Below are 10,736 nucleotides of genomic sequence, written 5' to 3' on the forward strand. Positions count from 1 at the left end.
GGGGGGGAGGGGGGAGGGGGAGGGCCCGGGAGGTGAATATGTGACCTACCTCACGAGTTGCGAGCGATGATTCTCCGAGGGCCAGCCGGTCCACCCCTCGCAACCCCGAACACCCCAGGAAGCCAGAGGAACACCCATGCGCATCGTGATCAACGAGTTCATCAGCCTCGACGGCGTCGTGCAGGCCCCCGGCGGCCCGCAGGAGGACACCGAGGGCGGCTTCGCGCACGGTGGCTGGTCCCACCCGTTCTTCGACCCGAGCACCCTGGGCCCCTTCATCAACGACACGCTGGCCGACGCCGACGCCCTGCTCTTCGGCCGCCGCACCTGGCAGACGATGGCCGCCGCCTGGCCCGGGCGCGCGGGCGACCCGTTCGCCGACCAGATGAACTCCATCAGGAAGTACGTGGTCTCCGACACCCTCACCGAGGCCGACCTCACCTGGACGAACACCGCCCTCGTCCCCGGCCCGGAGGCCGCCTCCTGGGCTCGCGCGCAGCGCGCGGCGGACGGCCGCGACCTGCTGGTCATGGGCAGCCCGACGCTGGTCCGCTCACTCCTGAGCGCGGACCTGGTGGACGAGCTGCGCCTCATGGTGATGCCGGTGGTGCTCGGCGGAGGCAAGACGATCTTCCCGACCGACGGCGTCCGCCGCGCCTTCGAGCTGGTCTCCTCCGAGACTGCCAAGACGGGCACCCAGGTGACCACCTACCGCCGCGCCGCCGACGCCACCACCGCCTGACGCCCACCACCCACGTAGGAAGTCGGCCTGTCCGACTTCCTACGCCCGCGCCCACCCGGTCCCACCTGGCCTCGCCGACCCTCCGGCGCCGACCGCGCCACCGCCGCCTCCCGGGGCCCCGCCCACGCCCACCTCCCGGCCCGACGAAATACCGGCAGGCCCGGGACGGGGAGCGGGCACAATGGCCTAGTGATGGTGGGGGCCCGTCCGGCGTCGGGGGGCCAAGGATTGGAGGCCCGGGTGAGCGATCTTCCACGCAAGGCAGTGACCCGCACGGCACGGCTCGCCGCCCTGCCGCTGGGAATAGCGGGCCGCGCCACTCTCGGCCTGGGCCGGCGCATCGGCGGCCGCTCCGCCGAGGTGGTGACGGCCGAGCTCCAGCAGGCCACCGCCGACCAGCTGTTCAAGGTCCTCGGCGAGCTCAAGGGCGGGGCGATGAAGTTCGGGCAGATCCTGTCCGTCTTCGAGGCCGCGCTGCCCGAGGAGGTCGCCGGGCCGTACCGGGCCGCGCTGACCAAGCTGCAGGACGCCGCTCCCCCGATGCCCTCCGCCACGGTGCACACCGCGCTCGCCCAGCGGCTCGGGGACGACTGGCGCAAGCTGTTCGTGGAGTTCGACGACCGCCCGGCGGCGGCCGCCTCGATCGGGCAGGTGCACCGGGCGGTTTGGCACGACGGCCGCAAGGTCGCCGTCAAGGTGCAGTACCCGGGCGCGGGCGACGCGCTGCTCGCGGACCTGAACCAACTGAGCCGGGTGGCCTGGCTGTTGGGCCCGCTGATCCCGGGTCTGGACATCAAGCCGCTGATCTCCGAGCTGCGCGAGCGGGTCTCCGAGGAGCTCGACTACGAGCTGGAGGCGCAGGCGCAGCGCCGGCACGCGGAGGAGTTCGCGGACGATCCGGAGATCGTGGTGCCGGCCGTGGTGGCGCAGGCCGACCAGGTGCTGGTCACGGAGTGGATGGACGGCACCCCGCTGGCCGAGGTGATCGCCCGCGGCACCCAGGAGGAGCGCGACCGCGCCGGGCAGCTGCTGGTCCGGTTCCTGTTCGCCGGGCCGTCCCGGACGGGCCTGCTGCACGCTGACCCGCACCCGGGCAACTTCCGGCTGTTGAAGGACGACGGCCCGGTGTCCGGCTGGCGGTTGGGCGTGCTGGACTTCGGCACGGTGGACCGGCTGCCGGGCGGTCTGCCCGAGCCGATCGGGGTCGGGCTGCGGATGGCGCTGGACGGGGACGCGGCGGGCGTGCTGCGGATGCTACGCAAGGAGGGCTACGTGAAGCCCTCGATCCAGTTGGACGCGGATGCGGTGCTGGACTATCTGCTGCCGATCATCGAGCCGGCTTCGGTGGACAACTTCCACTTCACCCGGACGTGGATGCGCGCGCAGGCGGCCCGGATCGCCGATCCGCGTTCCCCCGCCTACAACCTGGCGAAGCAGTTGAACCTGCCGCCGGCCTACCTGCTGATCCATCGGGTGACGCTGAGCACCATCGGGGTGCTGTGTCAGTTGGGTGCGCGGGCGTCGTACCGGCAGGAGCTGCTGCAGTGGCTCCCCGGCTTCGCCGCGACGCCGCCCGAGGCTCCTCCTGCCAAGGCAGCCAAGGCCGCCAAGACCACCGGGACGGCCAAGAGCCCCAAGAGCGCCGCCGGCAAGAGCGCCGCCGCCGGGACCACCGTGGCCAAGGCCCCCCGCCGCAAGGACTGATGCCTCGCCGAGGCCGCAACGACCGCAGGCCGCTCCCCGCGAACGGGGGGCGGCCTGCGGCACGACAGGGGATGGTCCTGGCGGCGGTGGCGACGGCCACCGCGCGGCGCGGGACTACATCAGGGCGACGGCGAGCGCCTTGCGGGCCCGCATCGAGGCCCGCTCGGCCCGCTGCCGGAGCCTGCGGGCCCGGATGACCCGGGTGACGAGCCGTTGCTCCTCGGCCTCGTGGAGCCTGTCTTGCATATGGGCCCGGGCCAGGGATTCGTGGAGCAGTTGCATTTCGAGGGTCCTGTTCTGGATCTGGAGTTCGGTGGTCTGCTCGGCGCGGACGGTCGGATCGATGGCGGCGGGGGTCATGTCGTGGTCCTGCTCGTGGTGCGTCGTCGGGAAGGGGGCGGTGCGGGCCAGCGCGTCGGTCTTGGCGGCGGCTATCCGTACGGATCGGCGGAGGGCGGTGTCCAGCGGGGGCTGCTCTCCCCGGCGGACGGCCCTGGCGTCGGCGGGATTCACGCCATGACCTCGGTCTTGCGCGGGCGGCCACGCGGCCGCTTGCGGGCCACGACGACACCCTGGACGAACAGCTCGCCGCCCCAGACGCCCCACGGCTCGCGCCGCTCCAGGGCGCCGGCCAGGCAGGCCTCCTTCACGGGGCAGGTGCCGCAGAGGGACTTCGCGTACTCGACGTCGGCGGGCGTCTCGGCGAAGAAGACCTCGGGGTCGAAGGCGCGGCAGGGGATGGGGAGGCCGAGGGCCTCGGCCTGCTCGATGGAACCGAGCTGCATGGAAAGAACCTCCGGGGGGTCGGCCTGGTCGGCCTTGGTGATCTGGCTTGTCGGCGGTACGGACGGGGTGGGCGGTGTGATGACCGTGGACACTGTTTGCGTCTTCCTCGTCTTCTCAGTGGTTCCGGACCAGTGGACTGGTGGTGCTGGGCCGGAGGCCCCGGGGGGCCTGGGTGGTCTTGCGTACCGGACAAAACAGAAGGGCCGCGGATCCCGGTGTGACGGGTTCCGCGGCCCTGGAGGTACCGACCTGAGGCTGGCTCAGGTTCGTTCTCTCCAGGGTTCAGGCCCGCGGAAGGCCCGCATCCGGATGGCCTCGGCGCCGATGAAGGCGGCCTTGGCCTGCTCAATCTGCTGCTCGTTCTGCTTCTGGGTGGCTCCGGCACCGATGACCTGCGCATAGCCGCCGTGCTTGGCGGCGGCTACTGCTGCCTTCGGTGCCTGGGTCGGTCGCTCGTCGCGCATCGGACGCGACGTGCCGAACGACTCCGCCCAGTCACGGGACAGACCGGTCTCGACACTGGTGCCTTCGACGTTCCGGCCGCCCGTGACGCAGAGATCAGTGTGTCCAAGGACACTGACAGCGGGGACGACGGAGGCACCGGTGGTACCGAGACCCAGACCGGTTCCACCGAGCTCGGCGAACGCCCGCAGGCGGGCGGCGCGCAGGGAGGCGGCAACAGCGGTCTGGCCAGTCATTTTGGTGATCATGATGTTTCCCACTGAACTCGCCTCCTCTCGGCGTCTCGCAGAGCCTGGTCTCCCTGGCCCCGAATCTTCGGATGTCTGTCTCGGTCAAGCGTGTGAAGCGCGTGAAGCTGTGAAGCGTGTGAAGCTGGCGGGCCCGGGGGATTCGGCACAGGTGTGACCCGTGCGATCGAGTCCCCTTGACCGCTCCGGCAGGCTATTGCGCTCCCGGTACGCCGCGCAAACTATTTTTCACGGCGGGTTTCGCGGTGTGAACCGCGGTGCTTCCCGCGGCGGGCTCCACGCGGGGTCGAAAGCCGTTCGAGCAGTCCCTCAGGACCGTGCCCGCGCCGGCTCACGCCGAGTCGGCCGGTTCGCCGTCCTCGACGGCCTCCGGTTCCTCCTCGGGCTCCTCCCCCGCACACAACGAGAGCACGGCAGCCCCGTACTTGTCCAGCTTCATGGCGCCGACCCCGGAGATCAGGGCCAGTTCCTGGCGGCCGGCGGGCACGTCCTCGGCGATCGCCATCAGCGTCGCGTCGGTGAACACGACGTAGGCCGGGGCGCCCTGCTTCTTCGCCTGCCGGGCCCGCCACTCGCGCAGCCGCTCGTACAGCCCCTCGTCCATCGTGGAGGGGCAGTCCTCGCAGCGGCGCAGCTTGCGCTCGACGGCCTCGGTCAGGACGCGGTCGCAGACCCGGCACTTGACCGGTCCGCGGACCCGCCGGGCGGCGGAGCGCTCGCCGGGTTCGACGCTCCCCCGGCCCCCTCGCCCGCCGGTGCGTGCGCCGGGCGCGGCGGAGCCGGGGCGCAGTCCGTCGAGGAAGCGGCTGGGCTTGCGGCTGGCGCGGCCGCCCGGGGAGCGGGAGAGGGCCCAGGAGAGGGAGAGGTGTTTGCGGGCGCGGGTGACGCCGACGTAGAGGAGGCGGCGTTCCTCCTCGATCTGTTCGTCGGTCTTGGCGTAGATGATCGGCAGGGTGCCCTCGGTGAGGCCTACGAGGTAGACGGCGTCCCATTCGAGGCCCTTGGCGGCGTGCAGGGAGGCGAGGGTGACGCCTTCGACGGCGGGGGCGTGCTGGGCGGCGGCGCGGGCGTCGAGTTCGGTGACGTAGGCGGCGAGGTCGGCGCGGCGGCCTTCGGCGGTGCAGGTGCGTTCGAATTCCTCGGCGAGCCGGACGAGGGCGGCGAGGGATTCCCAGCGGTCGCGGACGGCGCCGGAGCCGGCGGGCGGTTCGGGGGTGAAGCCGCGGGTGGCGAGGACGGCGCGGACCTGGCCGGCGAGGTCGGGGGCGCCGGCGGTGAGGGGGTCGTCGGCGGCGCGGGCGGCGCCGCGCAGCAGGACGCCGGCGTCGCGGACCTCGGGGCGTTCGAAGAACCGTTCGGCGCCCTTGAGCTGGTAGGGGACGCCGAGGTCGGCGAGGGCCTGTTCGTAGACCTCGGACTGGCCGTTGGTGCGGAAGAGGACGGCGATCTCGCTGGCGCGCACGCCGGTGGCGAGGAGGTCCTTGATGCGGCGGGCGGTGGTCTCGGCCTCGGTGGGTTCGTCGTCGTACTCGGTGTAGACGGGTTCGGGGCCGGTTTCGCGCTGGGAGACGAGTTCGAGGCGGTGTCGGGCGGCTTCGCCGCGGGCCTGGGCGAGCAGGCCGTTGGCGAGGTGGACGACCTGGGGGGTGGAGCGGTAGTCGCGGACGAGTTTGACGACGGTGGCCTCGGGGTGGCGGCTGCGGAAGTTGAGCAGGTAGTCGGGGGTGGCGCCGGTGAAGGAGTAGATGGTCTGGCTGGCGTCGCCGACGACGCAGAGGCTGGCGCCGCCGCCGGGGCCGGTCCACTGGTCGAGGAGGCGCTGCTGGAGCGGGGAGACGTCCTGGTACTCGTCGACGGTGAAGTGCCGGTACTGGGCGCGGACCTGGTCGGCGATGTCGGGGCGGTCTTCGAGGATGGCGGCGGTGAGGAGCAGGACGTCCTCGAAGTCGATGTTGCCGCGGCGGCTCTTGGTCTCTTCGTAGACGCGGTAGACCTGGGCGGTCTCGGCGGGGTCGCGGGGGGCGTCGCGGCCGGATTTGGCGACGGCGGCGGGGTAGTCGTCGGGGCCGGTCTGGGTGACCTTGGCCCATTCGATCTCGGCGGTGAGGTCGCGCAGTTCGGTGCGCTGGACGCGCAGGCCGCAGCGGCCGGCGGCTTCGGCGACGAGTTGGACCTTGCGTTCGAGGAGTTGGGGGGTGGGGCCGCCGACGGCGCGGGGCCAGAAGTACTGGAGTTGGCGCAGGGCGGCGGCGTGGAAGGTGCGGGCCTGGACGCCGTCTGCGCCGAGTTGGCGCAGGCGGCCGCGCATTTCGCCGGCGGCGCGGGCGGTGAAGGTGACGGCGAGGACCTGGGCGGGCTGGTAGACGCCGCTGCGCACGCCGTAGGCGATGCGGTGGGTGATGGCCCGGGTCTTGCCGGTGCCGGCGCCGGCGAGGACGCAGACGGGGCCGTGCAGGGCGGTGGCGACGGCGCGCTGTTCGGGGTCGAGCCCGGCGAGCACGGCGTCGGGGCCGGTGGCGGCGCCGGGGTCGGCCCAGTGGTGGGGGCCGGGGTTGGCGTCGTACGGGCTGCCGCTCAAGAGGTCTTCCTGCATGCGTTCCATCCTCTCAGCCCGGGGGGACAACGGGGGCGGGGTTGTCCACAGGCCCGGTGTGATCGCAGGATGATCGCTCCGCGTTCGCGTGCGCCCGGGTCAGCGGGCGGACCGGCGAACCGGCTGGAATGCCCGCCGTGCGGTGGGTGTTGCGGAGACCGTACGACCCACTCGAACCCGAAGGAGCCCTCTCGATGTCCGGCAGCGTGACGATGTACAGCACGACCTGGTGTGGCTACTGCAACCGCCTCAAGAGCCAGCTGGAGCGCGAGGGCATCGGCTACACCGAGATCAACATCGAGGAGGACCCGGCGTCGGCCGCGTTCGTGGAGTCGGTGAACGGCGGGAACCAGACGGTTCCGACGGTGCTGGTGACGCCGGTGGGCGGCGGCGAGCAGGTCGTGATGACCAACCCGAGCCTGCTGCAGGTGAAGAAGGCCCTGGCGGCCTGAGGCGCCGCGAGGCTCCTGGTCCGGCCCGGTTCGGCGCGCGTCACGGCGCGTCGGCCCGGGCCGGTTCCGTGCCGGCGGTCATGCGGCCCGGGTCGACGGGCGCGGCGGGGGCGGGCAGGGTGGTGCGGGCGCCGAGGTCGCCGACGCCGTAGACGAGCCGGCAGCGGTCGGCGGAGTAGCGGGTCTCGATGACCCGGACGGGCCCGCGCCGGTCGTAGGTGACGCGGGTCTGGACGACCAGCGGTACGCCGGGGCCGCCCTGGAACCACTGGGCTTCCTCGGGGCCGGGCATCCGGGCGACGAGGTGGTCGACGGCGCCGATCTCGGTGCGGCCGAGTGCGGCGAGCACGGTCTCGTCGCCGCCGTCGACGGGGTCGGGTTCCATCAGCGGGGTGCCGGCGGCGAGTCCGGCCCGGTAGTGGCTCTCCTCGATGGAGTAGGGCTCGCGGTCGAGCAGCCGCAGTTGGCGGCGGACGACGATGGCTTCGCCGGGGCGCAGGCCGAGGCGTTCGGCGATGTCGACGCGGGCGCGGACGATGGTCATCTCGAAGTCGGTGCCGAGTTCGCGGCCGGCGTCGGCGGCTTCGCCGAGGTAGACGCCGGAGGGGGCGGCGAGGCAGTCGCGGGGCGCGGGGGCGAGGGTGGGGCCGTAGGCGCGGTGGTCGAGGACGGGGTGTTCGCGCAGGTAGGTGCCCTTGCCCTGGAGGCGGACCAGTCGGCCTTCGTTGACGAGGACGTCGACGGCGAGGCGGACGGTGTTGCGGGCGACGCCGTACTGGCGCTCCAGTTCGCTCTCGACCGGGAGGGCGGCGTCGGTGGTGAACTCGCCTTCGGCGATGCGGCGGCGCAGGTCGGCGGCGAGGCGCTGGTATTTGGGGGATTGGGCGGTGCCCCGGGGGATCGTCACGCGAGTGAATGTAGCGAGCGCGGTGACCGGGTTTCAGCCGTTTCCGGCAATGTCGTCCGTGCGGGTTGACGGCGGTTTCCCGGCTGTGCCGGGTGGTAGCAGAACTGGCCCGTCCGGCCACGAACTGATGATGTGATCGGGGATCGTGAAGGAAAAAGGGGGCGCGCGATGAGAATCGCACGCCCCCTTTCCGAACAATCCGGAAATCCTCTGCGGAGCCCGCCGGAATCCGTACGGGAACATCGGGACCAACGGGACTACCAGCGCACCGCCGCCGGCAGCGGTTCGCCGTACCAGCGCTCGACCAGGTGCCGGGCGATCGAGATCCCGGACGGCGGCACGATCTCGCCCGCCTCCATCCCGGCCCGCAGTTCCTCGCGGGAGAACCAGCGCGCCTCGGCCAGTTCCTCCCCGTCCACGGTGATCGCGGTGCCCCCGGGCAGGGCCCGGCCCTCGAAGCCGAGCATCAGGCTGGACGGGAACGGCCAGGGCTGGCTGGCGACGTACCGGACGTCGCCGACCCGGACGCCGGCCTCCTCCTGCACCTCGCGGCGCACCGCCTGCTCGATCGACTCCCCCGGCTCGACGAAGCCGGCCAGCGTGGACCAGCGGCCCTCCGGCCAGAGCGCCTGGCGGCCGAGCAGGCAGCGGTCCTGCTCGTCGGTGATCACCATGATCACCGCCGGGTCGGTGCGCGGGTAGTGCTCGGCCGCGCAGGAGGTGCAGCGCCGCACGTGCCCGGCGCCGGCCTTCTCGGTCGGGTGCCCGCAGCGCGAGCAGAAGCTGTGCAGCCGGTGCCAGTGCTCCAGGGCGACGGCGTGCACCAGCAGGCCGGCGTCCCGGTCGGACAGCAGGGCGCCGACCTCGCGCAGTCCGGCCGGGCGGGCGTCGCCGTCCAGCCGGCCGGGCAGGCTCTCGCCGGCCAGCGCGAAGTAGGAGACGCCGTCCTCGTCGGTGCCCAGGAAGTACCGGTCCCCGGTCTGCGGTGCCTCGAAGGAGGGCAGCAGCACGAGTTCGGTGCCCCGCTCGGTGTCGACGACGAAGGCCTCGCCACCGGCGATCGGCAGCACCCGGGTGGCCGGGTGGCTCCAGGCGGCGGCCAGCCACGGCTCGTCGAACCGGTGCTCGGCCGCCCGGTCCACCCCGGCCCGGGCCAGTGCCAGGTGGGTCGGACGCTCGGTCTCAGGCACGGTGCTCACAGGTTCCATCCCCACGTGGTGAATCATCCGGATGAGTGATCTGACTGCCAGGGCGCGCGGTACGGGTACGCGCGGTACGGGTACGCGCGGTACGGGTGCGCGCGGTACGGGTCACGCGCCGGGCCGGAAGTTCTCGGCCAGGTCGCCCCACAGGTAGGCGGCGGTCTCCACGCCCTTGGCCAGCAGGTCCAGTTCGACCTTCTCGTCCACCGAGTGCCAACCGTCCGAGGGCACCGAGATGCCGAGGAACAGCACCGGCGCGCCGAGCACGTCCTGCAGGTCGGCGGCGGGGCCGGAGCCGCCCTCGCGGGTGAACAGCACCTTCTGCTCGAAGGCCCGCTCCATCGCGCGCACGGTGGAGCGCAGCGCCGGGTGGTCCAGCGGGGTCAGGCAGGGCCGGGTGGCGCCGGGGAAGGCCAGCTCGTAGCGGATGCCCTCGGGGACCCGCTCGGCGACCCAGGCGCGCACGGCCTCGCGGATCTTCTCGACCTCCTGGCCGGCGACCAGCCGGAAGGACAGCTTGAGGTGCGCGGAGGCCGGGACGATGGTCTTGCCGCCGGGGCCGGTGTAGCCGCCCCAGATGCCGTTGACCTCGGCGGTGGGGCGGGCCCAGATCCGCTCCAGGGTGGAGTAGCCGGCCTCGCCGCGCAGGCCGTGGGACTTGGCGACCCGCAGCCAGCCCTCCTCGTCGAAGGGCAGTTCGGCGAAGAGTTCGCGCTCGCGCTCGGTCAGCTCCACGACGCCGTCGTAGAAGCCGGGGACGGCGACCTTGCGGTCGGCGTCGTGCAGGCCGGCGGCGAGTTCGGCCGCGACGGCCGCCGGGTTGGGCACGGCACCGCCGAAGGAGCCGGAGTGGATGTCGGTGTCCGGCCCGTACAGGTCGATCTGGGCGTCGGCGAGGCCGCGCATGCCGGTGCAGACGGTCGGGGTGGTCTCGGCCCACATGCCGGTGTCCGAGATGATCACGACGTCGGCGGCCAGCCGCTCGGCCTCGCGCCGGACCAGGGCGGCGAAGTTCGGCGAGCCGGACTCCTCCTCGCCCTCGATCAGCAGCTTGAGGTTGACGGCCGGCGCGGTGCGGCCGGTGGCGGCGAGGTGGGCGCGCACGCCGAGGGTGTGGAAGAACACCTGGCCCTTGTCGTCGGCGGCGCCGCGGGCGTACAGCCGCTTGCCGACGACGGTCGGGGTGAACGGCTCGGTGGCCCAGCCGTCCTCCTTGGCGGCGGGCTGCACGTCGTGGTGCCCGTAGACCAGGACGGTCGGCGCGGACGGGTCCCCGGAGGGCCACTCGGCGAACACCGCCGGCAGGCCGTCCGTCTCCCACACCTCGGCGACCGGGAAGCCGGTGTCGCGCAGCTTGGCGGCCAGCCACTCGGCGGAGCGGCGCACCTCGCCGGCGCGGCCGGGGTCGGCGGAGACCGAGGGGATGGCCAGCCATGCGGAGAGGTCGGCGAGGAAGGCGGCCTGGTGCTCGGCGATGTAGGAGCGGACGGCGCTGTCCGGGGTTCTCGTCATACCGACGACTGTAGTTCGCCCGTGCGGGTGCCCGCCCCGGCCGTCGGGTCGCCGGGCGCCGCGACGGCTGTAACCTGCGTCACCCCCGCCACGGCGCGGGCGCGGGCGGGGGTGGCGCGGGGGCGGGC

At 72.9% G+C, this 10,736-nt stretch carries 10 protein-coding genes; 3 read left to right on the plus strand and 7 right to left on the minus strand.

Translation table 11 applies throughout. From position 1 onward, the window contains the following. The first annotated feature begins 136 nt into the window (after positions 1 to 136). Complete coding sequence (locus VM95_RS36030) at positions 137 to 742, plus strand: dihydrofolate reductase family protein (RefSeq protein ID WP_045705192.1); 606 nt, start codon at positions 137 to 139, stop codon at positions 740 to 742. Between the two features lie 240 nt (positions 743 to 982). Next, positions 983 to 2,446, plus strand: a complete 1,464-nt coding sequence (locus VM95_RS36035; RefSeq protein WP_078861114.1) for an ABC1 kinase family protein — start codon at positions 983 to 985, stop codon at positions 2,444 to 2,446. A 114-nt stretch (positions 2,447 to 2,560) separates the two neighbouring features. On the opposite strand, the gene VM95_RS45755 is transcribed toward VM95_RS36035, so the two are convergent. The 4 genes from VM95_RS45755 to VM95_RS36055 form a co-directional block, all read right to left on the minus strand. Further along, entirely contained in the window at positions 2,561 to 2,806 is a 246-nt protein-coding gene (locus VM95_RS45755) for a hypothetical protein (protein WP_045705207.1), read from the minus strand. A 149-nt stretch (positions 2,807 to 2,955) separates the two neighbouring features. Next, positions 2,956 to 3,324, minus strand: coding sequence for a WhiB family transcriptional regulator (locus tag VM95_RS36045; protein ID WP_107073201.1), 369 nt, complete (start codon positions 3,322 to 3,324; stop codon positions 2,956 to 2,958). Between the two features lie 168 nt (positions 3,325 to 3,492). Continuing rightward, entirely contained in the window at positions 3,493 to 3,954 is a 462-nt protein-coding gene (locus VM95_RS36050; RefSeq protein ID WP_045705194.1) for a hypothetical protein, read from the minus strand. A 319-nt stretch (positions 3,955 to 4,273) separates the two neighbouring features. Continuing rightward, complete coding sequence (locus VM95_RS36055) at positions 4,274 to 6,442, minus strand: ATP-dependent DNA helicase UvrD2 (protein WP_045705212.1); 2,169 nt, start codon at positions 6,440 to 6,442, stop codon at positions 4,274 to 4,276. 287 nt (positions 6,443 to 6,729) lie between these two features. On the opposite strand from VM95_RS36055, the gene VM95_RS36060 reads away from it, so the two are divergent. Continuing rightward, positions 6,730 to 6,987, plus strand: coding sequence for a mycoredoxin (locus VM95_RS36060; protein ID WP_045705197.1), 258 nt, complete (start codon positions 6,730 to 6,732; stop codon positions 6,985 to 6,987). Positions 6,988 to 7,027: 40 nt separating this feature from the next. Here VM95_RS36060 and VM95_RS36065 read toward each other — a convergent pair whose 3' ends face one another. The 3 genes from VM95_RS36065 to VM95_RS36075 form a co-directional block, all read right to left on the minus strand. Further along, positions 7,028 to 7,894, minus strand: coding sequence for a GntR family transcriptional regulator (locus tag VM95_RS36065; RefSeq protein WP_045705199.1), 867 nt, complete (start codon positions 7,892 to 7,894; stop codon positions 7,028 to 7,030). 257 nt (positions 7,895 to 8,151) lie between these two features. Then, on the minus strand, positions 8,152 to 9,102 hold the full coding sequence (nudC, locus tag VM95_RS36070) for an NAD(+) diphosphatase (RefSeq protein ID WP_045705201.1): 951 nt from the start codon (positions 9,100 to 9,102) through the stop codon (positions 8,152 to 8,154). Between the two features lie 102 nt (positions 9,103 to 9,204). Next, positions 9,205 to 10,608: a dipeptidase gene (locus VM95_RS36075; RefSeq protein ID WP_045705203.1), complete on the minus strand. Its 1,404-nt coding sequence runs from the start codon at positions 10,606 to 10,608 to the stop codon at positions 9,205 to 9,207. Positions 10,609 to 10,736 lie beyond the last annotated feature (128 nt).

Source organism: Streptomyces rubellomurinus, assembly GCF_000961885.1.
In the GTDB taxonomy this organism is placed as follows: domain Bacteria; phylum Actinomycetota; class Actinomycetes; order Streptomycetales; family Streptomycetaceae; genus Kitasatospora; species Kitasatospora rubellomurina.

What these genes read in the sequence shown, in the direction of transcription:
- VM95_RS36075 (WP_045705203.1), bottom strand. Translation starts at nt 10,608, where the DNA reads ATGACGAGAACCCCGGACAGCGCCGTCCGCTCCTACATCGCCGAGCAC.
- nudC (WP_045705201.1), bottom strand. Translation starts at nt 9,102, where the DNA reads ATGGAACCTGTGAGCACCGTGCCTGAGACCGAGCGTCCGACCCACCTG.
- VM95_RS45755 (WP_045705207.1), bottom strand. Translation starts at nt 2,806, where the DNA reads ATGACCCCCGCCGCCATCGATCCGACCGTCCGCGCCGAGCAGACCACC.
- VM95_RS36060 (WP_045705197.1), top strand. Translation starts at nt 6,730, where the DNA reads ATGTCCGGCAGCGTGACGATGTACAGCACGACCTGGTGTGGCTACTGC.
- VM95_RS36030 (WP_045705192.1), top strand. Translation starts at nt 137, where the DNA reads ATGCGCATCGTGATCAACGAGTTCATCAGCCTCGACGGCGTCGTGCAG.